20 protein-coding genes are annotated in these 20,146 nt (G+C 44.3%); 4 read left to right on the top strand and 16 right to left on the bottom strand.

Features of this window, described 5'->3' with window-relative positions; translation table 11 throughout:
- Positions 1–43: 43 nt before the first annotated feature.
- The 9 genes from MOB98_RS07215 to MOB98_RS07175 form a co-directional block, all read right to left on the bottom strand.
- Entirely contained in the window at positions 44–880 is an 837-nt protein-coding gene (locus MOB98_RS07215; RefSeq protein WP_268362546.1) for an SDR family oxidoreductase, read from the bottom strand.
- Positions 877–1,956: a mannonate dehydratase gene (gene uxuA / locus MOB98_RS07210; RefSeq protein WP_268362544.1), complete on the bottom strand. Its 1,080-nt coding sequence runs from the start codon at positions 1,954–1,956 to the stop codon at positions 877–879. The genes MOB98_RS07215 and uxuA overlap by 4 nt, the downstream gene beginning before the upstream one ends.
- A gap of 24 nt (positions 1,957–1,980) precedes the next feature.
- Positions 1,981–3,000 (bottom strand): zinc-binding alcohol dehydrogenase family protein, encoded by a 1,020-nt coding sequence (locus MOB98_RS07205; RefSeq protein WP_268362543.1) that lies wholly within the window; start codon positions 2,998–3,000, stop codon positions 1,981–1,983.
- 5 nt (positions 3,001–3,005) lie between these two features.
- Positions 3,006–4,019 (bottom strand): ureidoglycolate dehydrogenase, encoded by a 1,014-nt coding sequence (gene allD, locus MOB98_RS07200; protein WP_268362541.1) that lies wholly within the window; start codon positions 4,017–4,019, stop codon positions 3,006–3,008.
- Between the two features lie 104 nt (positions 4,020–4,123).
- Positions 4,124–5,503: an MFS transporter gene (locus MOB98_RS07195; RefSeq protein ID WP_268362538.1), complete on the bottom strand. Its 1,380-nt coding sequence runs from the start codon at positions 5,501–5,503 to the stop codon at positions 4,124–4,126.
- Positions 5,504–5,570: 67 nt separating this feature from the next.
- On the bottom strand, positions 5,571–6,992 hold the full coding sequence (gene uxaC / locus MOB98_RS07190; RefSeq protein ID WP_268367031.1) for a glucuronate isomerase: 1,422 nt from the start codon (positions 6,990–6,992) through the stop codon (positions 5,571–5,573).
- A gap of 173 nt (positions 6,993–7,165) precedes the next feature.
- The gene (locus tag MOB98_RS07185) at positions 7,166–8,344 is read right to left on the bottom strand and encodes an NAD(P)/FAD-dependent oxidoreductase (RefSeq protein ID WP_268367030.1); all 1,179 of its coding nucleotides are present in this window, start codon (positions 8,342–8,344) and stop codon (positions 7,166–7,168) included.
- Between the two features lie 39 nt (positions 8,345–8,383).
- Positions 8,384–8,806 (bottom strand): DUF1641 domain-containing protein, encoded by a 423-nt coding sequence (locus tag MOB98_RS07180; protein WP_003220510.1) that lies wholly within the window; start codon positions 8,804–8,806, stop codon positions 8,384–8,386.
- A gap of 390 nt (positions 8,807–9,196) precedes the next feature.
- Positions 9,197–9,649, bottom strand: a complete 453-nt coding sequence (locus MOB98_RS07175) for a cupin domain-containing protein (RefSeq protein ID WP_268363038.1) — start codon at positions 9,647–9,649, stop codon at positions 9,197–9,199.
- A gap of 176 nt (positions 9,650–9,825) precedes the next feature.
- Between MOB98_RS07175 and MOB98_RS07170 the strand changes: the two genes are divergently transcribed.
- The 3 genes from MOB98_RS07170 (at position 9,826) to MOB98_RS07160 (ending at position 12,424) form a co-directional block, all read left to right on the top strand.
- A complete protein-coding gene (locus tag MOB98_RS07170; protein WP_268360061.1) occupies positions 9,826–10,800 on the top strand; it encodes a multidrug resistance efflux transporter family protein in 975 nt (324 codons plus the stop codon).
- Positions 10,801–10,919: 119 nt separating this feature from the next.
- Positions 10,920–11,672 (top strand): phosphate ABC transporter ATP-binding protein, encoded by a 753-nt coding sequence (locus MOB98_RS07165; RefSeq protein ID WP_268360060.1) that lies wholly within the window; start codon positions 10,920–10,922, stop codon positions 11,670–11,672.
- Positions 11,672–12,424, top strand: coding sequence for an ABC transporter permease (locus MOB98_RS07160; protein ID WP_268360059.1), 753 nt, complete (start codon positions 11,672–11,674; stop codon positions 12,422–12,424). The genes MOB98_RS07165 and MOB98_RS07160 overlap by 1 nt, the downstream gene beginning before the upstream one ends.
- Before the next feature lie 41 nt (positions 12,425–12,465).
- Here MOB98_RS07160 and MOB98_RS07155 read toward each other — a convergent pair whose 3' ends face one another.
- From MOB98_RS07155 to MOB98_RS07130, 6 genes are read right to left on the bottom strand one after another with little or no spacing between them, the layout of a single operon-like run.
- Positions 12,466–13,338 carry a DUF6282 family protein gene (locus MOB98_RS07155; protein WP_268360058.1) on the bottom strand — a complete coding sequence of 291 codons (873 nt, stop codon included), beginning with the start codon at positions 13,336–13,338 and terminating at the stop codon, positions 12,466–12,468.
- Positions 13,335–14,009: an RraA family protein gene (locus MOB98_RS07150; RefSeq protein ID WP_268360057.1), complete on the bottom strand. Its 675-nt coding sequence runs from the start codon at positions 14,007–14,009 to the stop codon at positions 13,335–13,337. Before MOB98_RS07150 ends, MOB98_RS07155 begins: the two co-directional genes overlap by 4 nt.
- Positions 14,010–14,022: 13 nt before the next feature.
- A complete protein-coding gene (locus MOB98_RS07145) occupies positions 14,023–15,132 on the bottom strand; it encodes an isocitrate/isopropylmalate dehydrogenase family protein (RefSeq protein ID WP_268360056.1) in 1,110 nt (369 codons plus the stop codon).
- Between the two features lie 6 nt (positions 15,133–15,138).
- The gene (locus MOB98_RS07140) at positions 15,139–15,942 is read right to left on the bottom strand and encodes an alpha/beta fold hydrolase (RefSeq protein WP_268360055.1); all 804 of its coding nucleotides are present in this window, start codon (positions 15,940–15,942) and stop codon (positions 15,139–15,141) included.
- Between the two features lie 8 nt (positions 15,943–15,950).
- Positions 15,951–16,952, bottom strand: coding sequence for a hypothetical protein (locus tag MOB98_RS07135; protein WP_268360054.1), 1,002 nt, complete (start codon positions 16,950–16,952; stop codon positions 15,951–15,953).
- A 30-nt stretch (positions 16,953–16,982) separates the two neighbouring features.
- Positions 16,983–17,942 carry a DMT family transporter gene (locus MOB98_RS07130; RefSeq protein WP_268360053.1) on the bottom strand — a complete coding sequence of 320 codons (960 nt, stop codon included), beginning with the start codon at positions 17,940–17,942 and terminating at the stop codon, positions 16,983–16,985.
- A gap of 362 nt (positions 17,943–18,304) precedes the next feature.
- On the opposite strand from MOB98_RS07130, the gene MOB98_RS07125 reads away from it, so the two are divergent.
- Positions 18,305–19,075, top strand: a complete 771-nt coding sequence (locus MOB98_RS07125) for a DUF4931 domain-containing protein (protein ID WP_268360052.1) — start codon at positions 18,305–18,307, stop codon at positions 19,073–19,075.
- A 239-nt stretch (positions 19,076–19,314) separates the two neighbouring features.
- Here MOB98_RS07125 and MOB98_RS07120 read toward each other — a convergent pair whose 3' ends face one another.
- Positions 19,315–20,127: a uroporphyrinogen-III synthase gene (locus MOB98_RS07120; protein ID WP_268360051.1), complete on the bottom strand. Its 813-nt coding sequence runs from the start codon at positions 20,125–20,127 to the stop codon at positions 19,315–19,317.
- Between the last annotated feature and the right edge of the window lie 19 nt (positions 20,128–20,146).

Here is a 20,146-nt window from a genome sequence, read left to right as displayed (position 1 = left end):
ACCTCACCCCTATGTTGGTTCAGTTTCTGTTGCTCCGATTTCGTTATACGCCTGAATAAGCCATAAATCCTCCATCGACAGGAACGGTGATCCCGGTGATAAAACCGGAATAGGATTCATCCGCAAGCCAAAGCAGCGTGCCGAGCAAGTCCTCCGGTTTTCCAAAGCGCTTCATCGGTGTTCCCGCAATAATTTTGTGAGATCGGCTGGTTAAGGTTCCGTCTTGATTGATCAGCAAATCATGATTTTGTTTTGTCAGAAAAAAGCCTGGGGCAATGGCATTGACCCGCAGCCCGGTTTCGGCAAAATGAACGGCCATCCACATCGTAAAATTATTAATGGATGCTTTGGCGGCACTGTACGCCGGAACCTTCGTCATGGGTGAATAAGCACTCATGGAAGAAAGATTGATAATCGCCGGTGAATCCGCCTTCAGCAGCTCTTTTCCAAACACTTGAGAGGCCAAAAACGCTCCGGTGAAGTTGGTGGAGAATACAGTTGAAAAGCCCTCCTCATCCATATCAAAAAAGGATTGGCCTGCTCCCGCTTCTTCATATGTCTCCACATCGGTTATCGCGGCAGGATGATTGCCGCCAGCCCCGTTAATTAACAGGTCGACAGAGCCAAGCCGGCTGAGGACGTCCTCCTTTGCCTGTACCAGTGACATCCTGTCCAGCACATCCGCAGTAACAGAGCATGCTGTGCCGCCAGCCTCTGTAATCTCCTTCACGACCGCTTGGCCCTTTTCAGCCGTCCGATTCAATATCGCCACCTTCATGCCATGACGGGCAAGCTCTCGGGCCATTGCAGAGCAAAGCACCCCGCTGCCGCCAGTGATGACAGCCGTTTTACCAGCCAAGTTCTCATGCATCTGGATCATACTTCCACCTCTTTTTTGGCCATTGCTTCATATGCGTCCCACAGTCCGTTCAAGTACATGATGCCAAGGGCCCGATCGTATAAGCCATAACCCGGCCGGCATTGCTCGCCCCAAAGATGGCGCCCGTGATCCGGTCTGACATATCCTTTGTAATCCTGCTTATGCAGTTCTTCCATCACGCCTTGAATGTTGATCGAACCGTCTTTCGTCAGATGAGATGTTTCAATAAAATTGCCATTCTCAAAAATTTTTACATTCCGAATATGTGAAAATGGAGCAATGCCTGCATACGTCTTAGCGATCTCCACCATGTCGTTTGCGGGATTGGCTCCCATTGAACCTGTACAAAGGGTGATGCAATTAGACGGTGAATCTGATATCGCCCGCAGCTTCTTATAGCTTGCCTCCCCTGTGATAATGCGCGGCAGTCCTAAGATCGGCCATGGCGGGTCATCCGGATGAATGGCCATTTGTACGCCATGCGCCTCAGCAACAGGAAGGACTTCTTGCAAAAAGAATGATAAATTGTCCCATAGCTGTTCCTCATCGACCGTTCTGTAGGCTGCAAACAGCTCTTTGATTCGAGCCAGTTTTTCTGGCTCCCACCCCGGCAGTGTCATGTCAGATGCTTCCTCCACCGTCTGAATCAGCTCTTGGGGCTCAAGGCTTTCTACCTTTGCCTTTTCAAAAAACAAAGCAGTTGACCCATCTTCCAGCGGCCGGAACATGTCCGTGCGTGTCCAGTCAAAAACCGGCATAAAATTGTAGCAGATCACTTTCACGCCAAATTTGGCAAGATTGCGGATCGTTTGTTTGTAGTTTTCAATATACCGGCCGCGCTCTTCGTTTCCGAGTTTAATCGCTTCATGAACATTCACGCTTTCTACAACTTCTGCATGAAAACCATAGGATTGGATATATTCGGTCTCGGCTTTGATTTCTTCTTCTTCCCACACGCCGCCGACAGGCTTTTGATGGAGAGCCCAGACGATGCCTTTGACTCCGGGAATCTGCTTTATGTGTTCAAGCGTGACAGTATCGTTGCCTCGGCCATACCATCTGAATGTTATATTCATGTTTACACCTCCGGAATCAGTCCATTAATCAAACGTGATGACAGCTTTCCGCACCTGATCTGGGTGCTCCTTGATAAACTGAAATGCGTGATGAACGTCAGCAACTGAAAAGGTATGGGTCACCAGCCCGTTATGCGCTAACCGGCCTTCATTCAAAAGCTCAACCACTTTTGGAAACTGATTGGTCTGCAATCTCGATCCCGTTATCGTGACTTCTTTTTTTGTAATCGGCAGCTGAGAAATCTGTGCCGCTCTTTCATCAAATCCAAGCACAACCACATGTCCCGCCGGAGAAACGACCTCAACTGAAAGCGCAAAAGTCGCCGGCAGGCAAACCGCATCAATGACCACATTGGCTCCTTCATTCCCAGTCCATTCACGGACCCGCTCAGCAACATGTTCTGTTTGGGCATTTACAATAGCGTCAGCACCGTTTTCTTTCGCAAATGCCAGCCGCTCGTTGTTCAAGTCAGTCATCATGACGAGAGCGCCCGCCAGCTTTGCCATTTTTAACACACAGATCCCGATAGGTCCCGCTCCTTGGATCAGGACGGTATCACCTTTTTCCACCTGGCCCCTCCACACTGCCTGTGCCCCTATCGTGTAAGGCTCAGCCATGACCGCCTCCTCCCAAGGCAAGTCCTTTGATACTGCGTGAAGCTGTCTTTCCGGAAGCACAATATATTCCCGCATGCCGCCGTCTTCATGTACGCCAAATACAGAAAGCTTTGCGCAAACATTCGGCCGCCCTTTGCGGCAGGCGTAACACGTTCCGCAATAAGAAATCGGCTCAATGACCACGTGGTCACCAGCTTTTAGGCTGCGCACATTCGCCCCAACTTCCTCCACTTGTCCCGTTACCTCGTGTCCGATGACTCTCGGGAGGGTGGCGAGCGGATTCGTGCCATGATAAATGTGCATGTCTGACCCGCAAATGCCGACCCGCTTGACTTTGACGAGCACTTCATCATCCTTTGAAAGAACCGGCTTCTTCATCTCCGCTGTCACCAGATCATACGCTTTTCGCACTTGAACCGCTTTCATTTTACTCACCTGCTTTTTAAGAATTCATACACGCTCCGAGCAATTGATATTCCGTGGATTTTATTTCTTTCTTCATGCAGCTGCTCGATCTCGCCAGGCACATACACTCTCTCGACTCCAACAGCCGGAGGGGACGCCTGCAGTTCATCGAGCATGGCATCCATCTGCTCTAAAAATGCATCCTGATCGGTAAAAAAGGACGGATTGATCGCGCAAACGTAATGCCCCAGCCTTCTTTTTTGATCAAGGCCGCTGTACATTTTGGCAATGTGAGGGCCAAAAGCCGCGCCCGCCAGCAATCCGGAAAACACATCCACGACAATCGATAGTCCATAGCCTTTCGGGCCGCCGAATGTTGAAAGTGAAACGACCTTGTCAGGATCAGTTACTGCTTCTCCGTTTTCATCGACTCCCCATCCTTCAGGTATGTCTTTGCCCTCTTCACGTGCTTGCAAAATCTTCCCAAAAGCCACTTTCGATGTCGCCATATCTAGGATAAACGGTTTTTTTTGCTTAGCCGGAACACCGTAAGCAATCGGATTTGTCCCTAAAAAGGGAGTCCTCCCGCCAAACGGGACAACGATACTGTCCGTATGTGTCATTGCTATTCCGATCAGCTTTTCATCAGCCGCTTTTTGCACAAAATAGCTTAACGCTCCACAATGGCTGCTGTTTACGGCCGTCACCATGCCGACACCGTTTTTCTTTGCCATGTCAATTGCACGGTCCATTGCCATATCACAAATCACATGGCCGAAACCGTCATCACCATCCAGCACTCCTGTCACGGGTCCCGTCTCTTTAAAGGCAGGATGCGCTTCAGGGTTGATCCCTCCTGCCCTTAGCCTGTTCACATAGTGCTCTGTTCGCAGCACCCCATGAGAATGTACGCTGCGTAAATCGGCGTGCACGAGCACATCTGCCACTTTTTCAGCGTCTTGTTCATTCAAACGTGCATCAGTCAACTTTTCCAAAACGAGTTCCTTTGCTTCTTCAGCCGATATCGTTACCGTTTTCAATCCAGTGCCTCCTTCCTTTCTAGTTCTTTGGGCACCTCCTAGAGAAAACCCTTACAAATACATGTTATTTACTAATTATTTTAAATATTCTTTATATTGTGCTGTCAGCTCTTTTGATGAAGATCTTGAACGATCTGTGCATGCTGCTGGTCTGTGAGTTTATAAAGAAAACCGATAATGATCATTGCTAATGCCAAAGCAATGGCCGGATACAGAAGCAGAAGCGCTTTGATGCCGATCAGTGCCTGTGCTGTCTGAACTGCATTCGGAACATAACCGATAAGCCCTAAACCGATGCCCGAGAGAAAACCGGACAAGGACTGAGCAAGCTTTCTGGAGAAATTAAAAAGTGAATATGTCGTTGCTTCTTTCCGTTCACCAGATTTCCATTCACCATAGTCAATAATATCGGAGACAAGCGCCCACGTAATGCCATTCGGGATACTGATTCCGATAAAGGCGATGCTGGCCAAAATCGTAAACACATAGACGTTTGACGGAAGCATAAAGTTGACCAGATCCGCAGCCACACTGATGCCGAAGCCAATCATTGCCGTTCGTTTTTTTCCAAACATCTTGACGAGCTTTGGAAGGAATATGACGCCCAAAAAGGAAGAACCGATAATAATAAAGTTCATATAAGCCATCAGTTCAACATTGCCGAGATTATATTGTGCGAAATAGACGAGCATAGCGGATTTGATGTTGTATGCGGAAATTGAAAAAATCGTCATTAAGACAAGGGTCAGCAGCGGTTTATTCGCAATAAATGTTTTGACGACAGATGAGAGTGTTAATTTTTCTTTTGGCGCTTCCGATATCACAATGCGCTCTTTGCAGTTGCGGTAGCAAATATAAAACCATAGCACACCGAGTGCGGCGAACAAGCCCATGACCACCGGGTAGCCGACCTTCGGATTATCAAATTTGACGAGCAGCGGCATCACGGCCACACTTGTGATAAACAAGGCTCCAAGTGATCCGATCTGGCGAAAAGTCGAAATGGAGGTGCGATCCTCAGAATTTTGAGTCATCGCAGCCCCTAATGAGCCGTACGGAATATTCACAAACGAATAACCGATGCCCCAAATCATGTAGGATGCATATGCATAAATCAGTTTTCCGGTCGTTGATACATTAGGAGACAGAAAAATAAGTACAGTAAGCACCGCAAGCACGATGCTGCCGATTAATAGATAAGGCCTGAATTTCCCCCGCTTGCCGATGTTTTTGCGATAATCGATTGATGAGCCGACAATTGGATCTGTGATCGCTGCAAACAGCTTGCTGACTAAAAAAATGCCTCCGGCCATCGCAGCCGGGATTCCCGCTACATCAGTAAAATACTTCAATAAATAAATCTGGCCGAGATCAAACATAAAACCGTTGCCAAAATCACCAAAACCATAGGAAATCTTCTCTTTCAATGAAAGCCTTTTCTCTGTTTCGATCGACACAACCTTATTTGCCAGTTCAGTTCGCATCTTCCACCTCTGTGTCTTAGAAATTTTCGGGCAGTGATCCGCTCAGTGATGCTGAGCGGACACTTTGTTACACGTTTGCTTTCTCTTCTTGAAATTGAAAATAGTGTTTCGCATTGTCATAGCAAATTCCTTGCACAATGCTTCCTAAAAGCTCCATATCACGCGGCACTTCGCCGTTTTCCACCCATTCCCCGATCAAATTGCAGACGATCCGCCTGAAATATTCGTGGCGCGTATAAGAAAGAAAGCTTCTGGAATCGGTGAGCATGCCGATAAAGCGGCTGAAAAGGCCGACATTTGACAACGCTTTCATTTGATCAAGCATCCCGTCTTTTGTATCATTAAACCACCAGGCCGTGCCGAATTGGATTTTTCCCGGGGTGACACCGTCCTGAAAACTGTTGATCATGCTGGCGATGACATAGTTATCGTTTGGATTCAGTGAATATAAAATTGTCTTCGGCAGCTGGTTCTTCATCTCAACTGAGTTCAGCAGTTTATATAAAGGCTTGGCTATTTCTTCATCATTCATAGAATCATAGCCTGTGTCAGGTCCGAGCCTCTTCATCATCTTTGTATTCGTATTTCTTAAGGCGTTGATATGAAACTGCATCGCCCAATCGAGTTCCGCATACAAACCGCAAAGAAACTGAAGCGTATACGTCTTAAATTTCTTCTCATCTTCATCAGCAACCTCTGTTCCTCGCAATCTGTCAGAAAAAATGCGGCCCGCTTCCTCTTTTGTCGTTTCGGCAAATACCATTGAATCGATCGCGTGATCAGACACTCTGCCGCCGGCTGAATGGAAGAACCGCACTCGTTTTTCCAGCGCCCTTAGAAACTCATCGTATGTTGAAATCGATATGGCTGCAGCGTTTTCAAGTGCCCGCACCCAATCAGGAAAGCCTTCACGATTAATCTCAAGCCCTTTATCCGGCCGAAATCCTGGCAGCACGCTGACAGGAAAATCTTTGTCTTCTTTTAATAATAGGTGGTATTCAAGAGAGTCGACAGGGTCATCCGTTGTGCAAACGACCTTTACATTTGATTTCACAATCAAATCTCTTGCCCCGAAGCCTTCTCCTTTGAGCAGTTCATTCGTCTGTTTCCATATAGCCGGCGCGGTTTGCTCATTTAAAACATCATAAATACCAAAAAAACGCTGCAGTTCTAAGTGGGTCCAATTGTAGAGGGGATTGCCGATCGCCATAGGCACGGTTTTCGCCCAAGCCATAAATTTCTCTTCATCAGTCGCATCGCCTGTAATGTATGTCTCTTCAATCCCATTGGCTCTCATAATGCGCCATTTGTAATGGTCTCCATACAGCCAGGCTTCCGTGATGTTTTGAAATGTCTTATTTTCATAGATTTCTTTCGGGCTTAAGTGGCAGTGGTAATCAATAATCGGCATGTCTTTCGCGTAATGGTGATAGAGGTTGACAGCGGTTTCATTTTTCAACAAAAAATTTTCGCCCATAAAGGGTTCCATGTCCTCACCGTCTTTCATTCTATTTCAAAATGTTAACGTTAACATTTTGATTTAGTCTTATTTTACCTTTATATTCCTCTAGGATCAATGTCTTTTTTTGAAACAAAAAAAGACATTGCCGGAAAGCATCCCCGAAGGAACGCTTTTGGCAATGTCTGATCCACAAGAAAGGATTAGTAAGCCAGGCTGAATAGTCCTTTAATGTGTGTTAAGTAGCGTACGTTACTTGCTTCTTTCATCAAGGAAGCAGGAAGACCTTTAAGCGGTGTAGAATTAGCACCAATGATGGCAACCGCGTCTTTGCGTCCAAGGCTTGCAAGTGTACCAGAGTTTACTGGCTTGAATGTTTCAAGCGTTTTGCCTTCTAAGTAAGCGAATAGGTTGTAACCAATCAGCTCACCCATTTGCCATGCGATTTGTGCAGTTGGCGGGTATGGACGGCCATCTGGAGCAAAGTAAACAGCGCTGTCTCCGGCAACGAATACATCTTCGTGAGATGTAGATTGCAGGAAGTCATTTACTGTCGCACGTCCGCGGTTCACTTCAAGGCCTGATTCACCGACTAATGGGTTACCTTGTACGCCGCCAGTCCAAACAAATGTGTTGGCAACAACTTTTGATCCGTCTTTCAGATCAATCACGTTGCCTTCTACATTTGTAACAGGAAGACCTGTTAAGAACTCAACGCCGCGTTTTTCAAGACTTGTCGTCGCACGTTCGATAAGATCATCCGGAAGAACAGGAAGGATTTTCGGACCTGCTTCAACCAGTTTCAGTTTGATTTCTTTATGGTCTACGCCGTATTTTTTCGCAAGGTTTGGCATGATGTCAGCAAGCTCACCGACAAGCTCAACGCCTGTTAAGCCGCCTCCGCCGATAAGGATTGTTGCATCTGCTTCGTTTTTCGTTTTAGAGTACTCACGCACACGATCTTCAACATGTTTGAAGACTTTGTTCGCATCAGCAGCAGATTTCAATACCATGCTGTTTTCTTCAAGACCTGGGATGCCGAAGTAAGCTGTGACAGAACCAAGTCCTACAACAAGCGCATCATAAGTTAATGTAGAACCGTCAGCAAGCGCAACTTCTTTTTTATCTACTGAGAAAGAGCTTACTTCCGCAATTTTAAGATCAATGTCTTTGCCTTTGAAAAGTTTTTCTAATGGCATTGCAACCGCTTTTTCAGACACGTTGCCTGCTGCAAGGCGGTGTAATTCCGTAATGATTTGGTGAGTTGGGTATTTGTTTACCACTGTCACGCGTGCTTGTTCTTTTGTGTAATGTTTGCGAACTGTTAGAGCAGAAAGAACTCCGCCATAACCAGCGCCTAGAATGACAATATGTTTTGACATCGTATATCCTCCGTCCTTTATATCAATTTGTATCTGAGATTATTTTTGGTTTTCGCGTTCGTTCATCACTTCAAGGTAGCTGTTAGCAAAACGGAACAGCTTTTGAGCTTGAGGATCCTTCAGCATGCGCAGCAGGCCGAACAGTCCAATCGTTTCGTTGCTTGCTTCTGCACGGTCTTTTGCTTCGATTGCAGTCGCAGCTACTTCTTTCGCCGTTTCTTTTACAGGCTCAAGAATTTCAGTGATCGCACCGACTGTGTCGCTTTTTAGCACTTCGTCAGTTGCTACAGACTGAGCGAAATCATAAGACTTCGTTAAAATATTCACTAACTCAGTCAGCTTCGGAAGCTGGTCAACTAAAACAGTCAGTGATTCTTGAACTTCTGGCTTTAATAGCTGATCAATAAGATCTTGCTGGCTTTGGCTGACAGACGCATTTGTTTGATCGATTGTTTCTGGCATATCCAATTCTCCTTTACTATAAGCAGTTTGCTGATTTTTTTTGGAAAGGGTAGTGCCTCTCCCTGATCTCACGCTTGAAGGCATAAGAATAAGGATTGTGAATTCATGCACAATCATTTACAAAAATAAATGTTTACTACCCAGTTTTTCATCTTGCCATATTCAGTATTATTTTTATCTCAAAAATAAACAATTGAATAAGTCAAAATCCTTTACTCTCTCTGAAAATAGCAAACACAAAAAACTCCAATTCGATTACCTTCTATATGATAACACTTTTTGAACAAAATTTGAACGTGAATTGCTTCGATTATGAAATTAATTTATTTGGAGCTCGTGTCATATCGTTTCTCCGGCACTAGTTATTGACAATCCAGCAATTTCTCCCCTTCACTTTACCCATATTTCCAAAAGAGGAGCCCTTTTTCCTGTGATCGGGTCTTTCGCCGGCAGCGGCACCTGCTTGATCTGTTTCATCGCTTCCTTCCGTTCATCTGGCTCTCCCGTCTTCATATCATACTGAATGCCCCCCGGATATGCGCCGATGACGGTAAAATCTGAGCTAGCACTTAGCTTTTTATGGCCGACTCCGGCTGGAATCACGACAGCGTCACCGGATGAGAAAGGAATGACGGCCCCTTTCTCTCCCCCAAATTGAATCACAGCCTCTCCGCGGACAGCAATCAGCACTTCATGTGTATTGCTGTGATAATGATGGTATGGAAAAACACTGCCTGACCAGCTGTTTGACCAGCCATGCCAGTTGACGGTCCGCTCTGCCTCACTCGTATCCCTGAACGCGTTTTGATACCGAACGAGCGGAAAATTTGGGTGATTCGGAATCCTGCCGTCATCCTGAAAGAAGTACGTCTATGTCTTTGTTCCCATCAATATCACCTCCTATTTTTTGTCTTCCACACCTAGCGGCTCGCAAAACCTGATGTTTTTCTCACGATTCCATTGAACTGAATAATACCGAATAGTATAGTATAAAAAATAATGCCAAAATGAGGGATATCATGAAAGCAATCATTATCGGAATATTAGCTTCACTCTTTTTCGCCGTTACCTTTATTTTAAACAGGGCGATGGAGTTATCCGGAGGCAGCTGGCTTTGGAGCTCTTCGCTGCGCTTTATTTTTATGGTGCCTTTTTTATGTTTGATAGTCATCATGAGAGGGACATTCGCTCCTCTTTTACAAGAGATGAGGAAAAAGCCGTTCTTTTGGATCAAGTGGAGTTTTGTCGGTTTTGTGCTTTTTTACGCGCCGATTACCTTTGCGGCTGCTTACGGTCCCGGATGGCTTGTAGCCGGAACTTGGCAAATCACCATTGTAGCCGGTGTGCTCTTATCTCCTTTTTTCTATGTCAAAAAAGACATGCCGGGTGGTCCGCAACTCGTTCGGCAAAAGATTCCCCTAGTATCACTTGGCACTTCCGTGATCATCCTGATCGGAGCGGCGCTGATTCAGCTTCAGCATGCAGAATCGCTTTCAGGGAAGATGCTGCTTTTCAGTGTGCTGCCGGTTGTTATTGCGGCTTTTGCCTATCCGTTAGGAAACCGGAGAATGCTGGAAGAATACGGAGGCCGGCTTGATACATTTCAGCGCGTGCTGGGAATGACATTGGCAAGCCTTCCGTTCTGGCTTATACTGGCGGCTTACGGCTGGTGGTCAGACGGCCTTCCATCAGCAGGGCAAACCGTTCAATCCTTTATCGTTGCCGTCAGCTCAGGCATCATTGCGACGGTTTTATTTTTCTGGGCCACTGATATGGTAAGAGACAACCCGCAGAAACTCGCGGCCGTTGAAGCCACTCAGTCCGGTGAAGTGATTTTCGCGCTGTTTGGTGAAATTGTTCTGCTGTCAGGCGTTTTTCCGTCCCTGTTATCATTTGCCGGTTTATTCATTATTATTGCGGGGATGGTATTACATACCTTTGCTTCACAGCCGAGAAAACCGAAAAAGAAAACACAGCCAAACCTGACCGCATAGTTTGAGCAGGAGAATAGGTGAAAGCCTGTTCTCCTTTATTTTTTCTACCAAAAGGCATCGGTTTCACGTTATATTTAAATATAGGTTCAGCCTACTTATACTGAAAGGTGATTATTGTAATGGAAGCAAATGATCAAACACAAAACATACCAGCCATTTCCTTTAGATCAGTCAGAAAAAGCTATGAACAAGATGGACAAGCCTATGATGTATTGCAGGATGTCACCGGAGACATTCAACAGGGCGCAATCGTAGCTGTTTTAGGCCCTTCCGGTTCAGGCAAAAGCACCCTTCTGTCCATGTGCAATTTAATGAGAACGCCGGATCACGGCGAAGTGAACATATACGGAAAGGAAATCAGGGATTGGAATGTCAATGAGCTGAGGCGAACGGCAGCTCTCGCGTTTCAATCGGCTCCCGTCCTCGACGGAACAGTGCGTGACAATCTTAGTCTCGTGCAAAGGCTGCATCAATCCCAGCTATACTCCCCCGAAGAGCTCGCTTCTCTTATAGGGCTGCCGCCAGAGCTGTTAGACAGAAGCGCCAAGGACTTATCGGGCGGACAGCGGCAAAGGCTGTCACTGGCCAGAACACTCGCGAATCCTTCCTCTATTTTATTGCTTGACGAAATCACGTCGGCCTTGGACCCGGTTTCTGTTCTTGAGATTGAAGAGCTGATTAAACGTCAGCATCAAGAGAAAAAATGGACAGTCATGTGGGTGACCCATAACATGGAGCAGGCAAAACGAGTAGCCGATACCATTTGGTTTATGGCGGATGGACGGCTGCTGGAAATTGCAGAAACTGAAACATTTTTCTCTAATCCGCTGCATGAAGCAGCCAAGGAATTTTTGAAGGGAGGAACCCGGTAATGGATTACCTTTCCCTCTCTTTAACGATGATCTTTGTTTTGATCGCCTTGTTTTTATCAAAATCCTTTAAAGCCGGCGTAGAAAAAGACATGATCATTGCCACCATCCGGGCCGCGGTACAGCTGCTTATCATCGGTTATGTACTGTCGCTGATTTTTCGCGGAGACCATCCTGTTTTTATCGTGCTGATGGTGCTGTTAATGCTGGCAGTGGCAGCGCAAAATGTGATCAAACGAAAGAAAAATACAATCGGTTCGTTTTGGAGGGTGTTCGCCGCGTTAGCGATTGTAGAAATTGTGACGCAGGGAATTCTGCTGTCTCTTCATATCATCCCGCTTACGGCCCGATATGTCATCCCAATCAGCGGGATGGTCATCGGAAATTCGATGGTGCTCGCAAGTTTGTTTTTAAACCGGCTCAACTCTGAAGTCGGCGTGCGTAAAGAAGAAATTCAGTTAATATTGTCTCTTGGAGGCACACCGAAGCAATCTATACAGCGCATTCTTACTTCTGCGATGAAAATGAGCATGATTCCGACGCTGGAAAGCCAGAAAACGCTCGGACTTGTTCAGCTCCCCGGCATGATGACAGGCCAGATTTTAGCTGGTGCGGATCCTATTCAAGCGGTACGTTTTCAGCTGTTAATCGTCTTTACAACAATGGCGTCAGCCGCGCTGACATGTGTGATCTTAAGCGTACTGACATACCCTTCATTATTTACAGTGCATCAGCAATTGAAGGAAAATGGATGACACAGAAAGATGAGCCCTTCCTTTTCGGGAAGGGCTCATCTTTATTTCACACCTAAAAAAGCAGTTGGATTCAAATAACAAATTTCATCAGCGCTTTTTTTATTAAAATCAAATCCGTTTGCTTCAGCAGCTTTTTTTACTTCTGTCAAATATTCCGTATATGCTTCAGTCACTGTGCCATTTTTTAACTGCCCGAAATCCGTCGATACGCAAATACGATCCGTTCCCCATGTTTTCAACACTTCTACTAAATCCTCGTGCCGGTCATAACCAATTTTGCTCATTAAAACAGCAAATTCAACATAGACGTTGTTTGAAGAAGAAAGCATGTCGATGATCTCAGCTATAGTAAAATTCGTACATTGGTAAAACGGATGAGTGATCATCAGCTTACAATTTTGTTTTTCTGTTTCTTCAATCAGCATATACACTTCTTCTTTTGAAGAGTGACCTGTTGCTAATGGAATGTTAAACGCCGATGCTAATTGAATGACTTCCCTTGTTTCCTGCCGAAGTTTTCCGTTTTCGCTGACTCTTTCATATTTCACTGCATTTTCAGCTAAAACAGGGTGAGATGTTGTTTGTTTTGTTTTTGGTTTGTTTGACGGTATGGTCAAAGTGGGAAACCAAATTATCATTGAAGAATCATCTGGACCGTTTGCAGCAATCGCTGCTTCAACCACCGATCGGTTGATACCGCCGTTATACTGGTTTAATGTAATAGAGCCAAAGAGCGGCAGCCCCATCTCCCGGGCCATATGGGCAAGCGGTGTTGTGGCCATCAAATGGCTTTTCATAACGGCTGCTCCATTGTTCGCTTTTAGTTCTTCACCCAAATTAAAAATCGTATATCTTCTATTATACGTATCAGGCCATGCGTGTACATGAAGATCTAAAAATCGGTCAAGCTTCATTTGGCTACCACTTCATTCTCCCAAGGACGATGATATTTATACGTTTCACGTGCTTCTTTTAAATGGATGCCTCGAGAAACGGCTTCTTTAATTTTCTCTTCCGTTTCTTCAATTGCTTTACAGCGCTTGATAACTTCTTCGGCAACGTGTTGGGGAATGACGATCACTCCATTTTGGTCCGCGCGAACAAAATCGTTTGGCTGAATGATCGTGCCGCTGATCGTGACAGGCACCTGATGGGCTCTTTTTTTCGTACGGCCTTTTCCCGTTTTCATATAGACTGATTTACTGAACATTGCGTACTCAGTTTCCCGAATAAAGTCAATATCACGGCAAGCGCCATCTATTACAGTGCCCGCGATTTTCTTTTGTATAGCGATTTGGGTTAAAATGTTGCCCCATACGGTGCAATCCGCACGGCCGTTGTTAGCCAGAATGATGACTGAATTCTCGTCCGCTGCATCAATGAAATCGGCTGCTTTAGCAACTTGCTGTTCCTCTTCGTTCGGTTCTCTGTATTCAACCGTAAAAGCTGTTCCGCAAATATTTGCAGACTTGTTTCTCGGTATGATACCGCATAATCCGCCGTTTATATTTAAACTATCCAATGCGTCAGAAATCGTCGGCGTATCAAACGATTTCAGTTCTTTTATAATTTGTTGGTTGTCCACTTATTCAGTCCTCCTAGCAGTTTTGAATGATAGCATTTGCCGTTTCTTTTGTGCTTGCGATACCGCCTAAATCGTACGTTAACGTTTTTCCATCTTTTAATACCTTATTGACAGCGTTTTTGATCCGAATGCTTTCTTCCATAAATCCGCAATGCTCAAGCAAAAGAGAAATGGTTAAAAATTGCGCCATCGGATTCACTTTCATTTTACCGGCATGTTTTGGCGCTGAGCCGTGTACCGGTTCAAAATAAGCATTCTCGTAACCGAAGTTTGAACTCGGTGCAAGACCTAAGCCGCCCATGATTCCTGCTCCGAGATCGGAGAGAATGTCGCCGAATTGATTTTCACTGACAATGACGCCGAAATGTCCCGGATCTTTTACCATCCACATTGCTGTCGCATCAACGTTTTGGACCTCCCAGTCCACTTCCGGGTAATCCTTCGCCACTTCTTCCAAAATGGTTAACGCAAACTGACCGGACTGCCTCATCACATTGGGCTTATCTGACCAAGTCACTCGTTGATAGTTGTATTTTTTCGCCCATTCAAAGGCAAACTTCAACAATCGCCTTAAACCATTTTTCGTAATCAAACGAATCGCGGCACCTGCAGCATCTTCTCCGTCAAGCTGCCAATGATGTAGTCCGTTCTTGTTTGCCTGAATAAAATCATATAAACCTTTGGGTATCGGTGAAAAGTCAAGTCCTGCATAAAGTCCCTCTGTGTTTTCTCGAATGACGGTCATTCTAAACTTTTTTGATTGCTGATGCTCTAAACTGTAAGCAGGACGCACATTTGCGAACAAATTTAATTTTTGTCTCAGTTGGATGACAGGTGAGACATACTTCAAGTTTTTATCTTGTAATGACGGATCTAATTCTTTTAGACCCTGAGCGTGAGGTTTACTGGTGATCGCGCCTAATAATGTCACATCACATTTTTCAATTAAATCCCACGTTCTTTGCGGAACTGGATCACCTTCTTTTTTCCAAAACTCCCATCCGATATCACCAAACTTTAAATCAATATCGACACCTAATCGATCAAATACAGGTAGACTGCATTCTATAACTTCAGGACCGATTCCATCTCCTGGTAAAACCGCTGCTGTTATTTTCGACATTTGTTTTTACACCTCTGCTCCGAAATGTGAATCAATAAATTTCTCGATCACTTGTTTGACTTCCTCTGGTTTTTCACCGAACATGCGCATACCGCTGTTTTGTATAAAATAAATGTTCGCCTGCGGAACATATTTTTCAAAATATTCCGACTCTTCTTCCCCTAATAAAATCGATTCTTCTCCGAAAATGATTTGAATCGGTGACTTCATCTGATCGTGATATGCTTTTCCGTTATGGCTTATTATAGCTTGCACGCCGGCTTTCATTTTGGCCACGGCAATCGCCTCATCTTCTATGTCTGTCGTCTCCAACCGCATTAAAGGAAGCTCGCTTTCTTTGACGACCCACGGCACTAATCCCGCTTGAAGCCCTTTTACGCCAAATTTATCGCAAAGCATATACCATGTGGAAAAAACAGCCTTTAATTTTTTATTTGGATATAACATGGTAGACACCAATAAAACGGGAGTGTCTTCATATGCAGTGAACGTACTTAAATACTGAGCCATCATCCCACCGAGAGAAAAGCCCCAAATCATATAAGGTTTGATGTTATTCTTTTCGACATAATCATGTGCCCACTGTGCCAGTTCAGGGACGGTAAATGAATCTTTTTCCTGATTCTCTTGGATCAGTTTTTCCGGGACATCTAAAATGATAAATGTATAGTTGCTGATGTACGGTGCAAGTGACACCATCCATTCTTCTCGGCTTAATGCATCTGCGTCCATTCTCGGCAAAACCAAAATTACTCTGTCCCCGGTTCCTAACTCCAGTTTCCAACTGCGTTTTTCGTTCGGTTTGTTCATGACCTTCCTCACCCTACTTGACTCAGTTCGGTGCTTCTCAGCGCAAATTCCGCACGATGAATCAACGTCTGCTTTTCTAATATCACTAATAAATCCAATAACTTGAGACCGCTTGATTGCGCCATTCTGTCAAGCTTGTCTAATACATCTAAATTCAAATTATGCAGACCGGACAAAATCCCTTCCTCTTTGTCAAAGAAGGTATTCTCTGACGCATCATTGATGAATAAGGAATAGGCTTGTCTTGATAACTGGATTAATTCACAAATATCATATTTTTTGCTAAGGTCTAAGCGATTGAGTATCGCTGCAAATGTCTCGATGCACAGATTCCCCGGTCCTTTACCAAAACCGTATAAACTTCCGTCAATTAACTGTACACCGCACTGAATCGCATCAATGGCATTTGCCGAGGCAAGGCCTAAATTGTCATGAGGATGAAAACCGAGTTCTACAGATGAATGTTCTTTCAGCTTGGTAAATAAAGATGAAACAGCTGGCGGCATCATAGCTCCGTTAGAATCAGCCAGGTAGATATAATCCGCTCCCGCTTCTATGACTTTTTCCGTAAATACGATAATGTCTTGGATATTAGCATGACTTGCCCTAATTAAGTTTGCACTGACATTGATTCCGTGTGCTTTCAATTCTTTGATGACCGGCAGGCTAGCATCCGTTTTCGCAAGAGGAATGCATAAACGGACCATACCAACGGAAGGATGCTTCATACGATCTAGAAATTCTTCTATATATTGAGCCGGATGCAGCATGAGCACTAATTGTGAGCTTGACTCCGCATCTATCACGGAAGCCATTTCTTCTATGTATTCAATCGGACAGTAGTTTTGTAGATTAAGCCCTTCGTTCGAAGACACATAGCCGATTTCGATAAAATCAACATTCGCTTTTGAAAGTCCGCTGACAACTTGGCGGGCAGCATCTAAATTGATCTTCGCCCCATCAACATGAACAGATTCTCTTAACGTGACATCCATTAATTTTATACTCATCTTAAAACCCCTTTTTTATTGGATTTGATGTTATACCGCTTCTTTTTTGCTTGTCTTAACCGCAGGCGCGACAGAACGCCGTCTCTGGTAAATATTATTTAACACAATTGCACCGATCGTTAAGAAAGCTCCTCCTGCTTCAACAGGTGACATTTTATAGCCTGTGATAATAGAAATCATAAACGAAACAATCGGAACCAAGTTCATAAACAGAGAACCGTTGATCGGTGTCAGTATTTTATTGCCGATATTCCATGCAAACACACCGATAACACCTGCAAAAATACTCATATAAATCATTTCCCATTTGATGTCCGCGACTTGATTAATAGAAGGCACTTCTATTTTTCCTAATATTACAAATATTGAAATAACAGCTATAGATGTGATGTTTCCGAAAATACAGCTCAACGCTGTGTAACGCAAGGATGACCATTCCGGAAAGCTGCTGCCTCCAATCGTATAAAGAACCCAAGCTAACACACTGATTGACATTAAAATAATAGGAACGGCCTGATTATTGCTATCTGCAAAAAAAGCAACATCCCCCTTTGTCACAACAAGCAATACGCCGATGAAGGACACCGCAACCAAAAGCAGTGTAACATTCTCAGGTCTGTTCTTTTTATACACCCATAAAACAAGCAGTGACACCATTGGGATCAAGGCCATTAAAATAGAGCCTAAAATAGCGCCGTTATCGCCCGCCATCTTTTGACCTAAAAATACGAGAAAATTATAAGCGCAGAATGCCATACTCCCATAAAACCAAATCGGAATCAGTTTCCCTTCCGTCTTAAAACTTTTGGATCCCTCTGTAAAAAACAGAATAATAGATAGCACGACTGCCACAATCAGATAACGTATCAGTGTAAAAAAGAATGGATCAATATGTTTCAGAGCTCTTCCAGCTACAGGCCATTGCGCTCCAAAACAAATACCTGCAATCAGGCAAAAAAGCACACCTTTTTTAAAATGAGATGTAGTCATGTTCTTGCTCGCTCCTTTTGTAGTGAAATACTCCCAGTTTTCTCCTTTCAGTAAGATATTCCCTAATATACACAGGAGGGGAATATTTGTAAATAACTATTTTCTAAAAATTTATATTTTTATTGATTTTTAATTAAAGACTTTCGCCTTACGAAAAAACACCCTAAAAACCTTATAAAATAAGGGTTTTGCCCCCTTTGGAAACGTTTTCCTATTTAACATAAATTATTTTATAAAAAAATTAATTCTTTTTTGGTTATTTCATACAAAAAACAAAGAAAATATTGCAAGCCTCATGTAACCCATATAGAATGTTGAAGTGGAGTAAGGAATTAGAAAATTTCGAAAGGTCGTTACATCAAATGCAGAAATTATATTTTTCCAGCTATATCAGTGCACAAAAACCTGAAACCATTGTCAACAAGCAAAACGCCTGTCCTTTTTGTGACCGTGATAACCTCACCGGCATTTTAGAAACAGACGGGGAAATGATTTGGCTCGAAAACAAATATCCCACTATCCAAGATACGTATCAGACACTGATTGTGGAGACAGGCCAGTGCGATGAAGATATCACGACTTACAGCAATGAAAAAATGAGAAAGCTGATACGGTTTAGCTTAGAAAAACTGATACATATGGAACAGGATCCTCAATACAACAGCGTCATATTGTATAAAAACCACGGCCCGCTTTCAGGCGGCAGTATAAAACACGCCCATATGCAGATTGTCGGATTAAAATATGTGGATTATATGGAATCGCTCTCATATGAGAACTTTCTAGGGATTAAGGTTGCAGAGCATCCAAATAAAGCCGAATTCAACCTGTCGAGCGATCCGATTATGGGTTTCACGGAAATGAATATCATCATAAGTGACTCGCTGAAACATACAGACCTTATGGCTGATTACATTCAAACAGCTGTTACATATTTGACCCAAGATTTCAGCTATAAATGCACAAGCTATAATTTATTTTTCTATCATGCAAATCATCATATCATCTGCAAAATCGTACCAAGATTCGTTGTTTCCCCTTTCTTCGTTGGCTATAAAATCCCCCAGGTCTCGGTTGATGAGCGTTTACACGAAATAAAAGAAGAATTGCAGAAAAAACTTCATTTGCTATAGAAAGACTAGTGCTTTAATAATCAGTAAAATAGTTTGACAGTATTAAATGGAACTGAGAGGCTTAAATAGCAATAGACTAGCAGGAACTTCAAGATTAAACAAAAGTGCAATGATACAAAGCATGGTTTGACGGAAATTAACGATTCTCAAAACAGCGAGACAGAAAACCAGCATACAGCCAATCGGCTTTTCCGGCATACAAAAGCCGCTTTCCCTTGGAAAGCGGCTTTTTGTACTCGTTATTCCTTTTCTTCATAATACTTGGACAGCTCAATAATCATCGCGCCCATCCGCTCAATCTCCGGCGCAAGCAATCTCGTGATGCCTTCTTCCCGCAGTGCTTCAGCAGTCACTTTTCCGACAGCCGCAGCGATGACCCGCTCTTCGAATACAGCCTTCACTTCATCGATATAGCCGCGCTCCTTGGCAAAATCAAACAGGGAACGAACCTGAATGGCCGTTGTAAAACAAACGGCATCAACCTTACTATTTATCAGCTCTCGGCATAACTGTTCCACCGTTTCCTCCTCCGGCGGGATGTGCTGATAAGGCAGAATCGGCAGGACAGACGCGCCTTTTTCTTCAAGAAATGCCATGAGGGCCGGCGCTTTTTCGCCATGAAGCTGCACCATGACTGTTTTTCCTTTAAAGTCGTAAGGCTCCAGGGAACGGATTAAGCCTCTTGTTGTCCCGTCTTCATCCGAAGCTTCCGGTGTGATCCCAAGCTTTTTCAGCGCAGACAGCGTTTTGTATCCCCGGCACGCCGCTTTCGCTTGGCGAATGGCCTGCAGAAACTCATCTTTCAGTCCAATTTTCTCTGCCATATCGACAAGAGTCTCCAACCCGATGCCTGTCGTGAAAATGATCCAGTCAGCTTTTTCTTCCGCAAATGTTCTCAAATCCGGCTCCACCTGCTTCTCTGCCAAGTAAACCGTTCCTTGGAGAGGACGGATGACAGGAGTTCCGCCCTGTTTTTCAATGATCGTGCTGATTTCTTCGGTTTTTCGGGAGCCCCCGATCGCCACGCGCTTTCCATGTAATCCTTTTCCCATACCCGTTTCCTCTCCTTCT

It is taken from the genome of Bacillus sp. N13C7 (assembly GCF_026790065.1).
Taxonomy (GTDB): Bacteria; Bacillota; Bacilli; order Bacillales; family Bacillaceae; genus Bacillus.
Note: the sequence above shows the minus strand (reverse complement) of the source record. Positions and strands in the feature narration are given on the sequence as shown.

Coding starts and splice junctions, on each gene's coding strand:
- MOB98_RS07215 (WP_268362546.1), bottom strand. CDS start 880: ATGATCCAGATGCATGAGAACTTGGCTGGTAAAACGGCTGTCATCACT.
- uxuA (WP_268362544.1), bottom strand. CDS start 1,956: ATGAATATAACATTCAGATGGTATGGCCGAGGCAACGATACTGTCACG.
- MOB98_RS07205 (WP_268362543.1), bottom strand. CDS start 3,000: ATGAAAGCGGTTCAAGTGCGAAAAGCGTATGATCTGGTGACAGCGGAG.
- MOB98_RS07195 (WP_268362538.1), bottom strand. CDS start 5,503: ATGCGAACTGAACTGGCAAATAAGGTTGTGTCGATCGAAACAGAGAAA.
- uxaC (WP_268367031.1), bottom strand. CDS start 6,992: ATGGAACCCTTTATGGGCGAAAATTTTTTGTTGAAAAATGAAACCGCT.
- MOB98_RS07185 (WP_268367030.1), bottom strand. CDS start 8,344: ATGTCAAAACATATTGTCATTCTAGGCGCTGGTTATGGCGGAGTTCTT.
- MOB98_RS07180 (WP_003220510.1), bottom strand. CDS start 8,806: ATGCCAGAAACAATCGATCAAACAAATGCGTCTGTCAGCCAAAGCCAG.
- MOB98_RS07170 (WP_268360061.1), top strand. CDS start 9,826: ATGAAAGCAATCATTATCGGAATATTAGCTTCACTCTTTTTCGCCGTT.
- MOB98_RS07165 (WP_268360060.1), top strand. CDS start 10,920: ATGGAAGCAAATGATCAAACACAAAACATACCAGCCATTTCCTTTAGA.
- MOB98_RS07160 (WP_268360059.1), top strand. CDS start 11,672: ATGGATTACCTTTCCCTCTCTTTAACGATGATCTTTGTTTTGATCGCC.
- MOB98_RS07155 (WP_268360058.1), bottom strand. CDS start 13,338: ATGAAGCTTGACCGATTTTTAGATCTTCATGTACACGCATGGCCTGAT.
- MOB98_RS07145 (WP_268360056.1), bottom strand. CDS start 15,132: ATGTCGAAAATAACAGCAGCGGTTTTACCAGGAGATGGAATCGGTCCT.
- MOB98_RS07140 (WP_268360055.1), bottom strand. CDS start 15,942: ATGAACAAACCGAACGAAAAACGCAGTTGGAAACTGGAGTTAGGAACC.
- MOB98_RS07135 (WP_268360054.1), bottom strand. CDS start 16,952: ATGAGTATAAAATTAATGGATGTCACGTTAAGAGAATCTGTTCATGTT.
- MOB98_RS07130 (WP_268360053.1), bottom strand. CDS start 17,942: ATGACTACATCTCATTTTAAAAAAGGTGTGCTTTTTTGCCTGATTGCA.
- MOB98_RS07125 (WP_268360052.1), top strand. CDS start 18,305: ATGCAGAAATTATATTTTTCCAGCTATATCAGTGCACAAAAACCTGAA.
- MOB98_RS07120 (WP_268360051.1), bottom strand. CDS start 20,127: ATGGGAAAAGGATTACATGGAAAGCGCGTGGCGATCGGGGGCTCCCGA.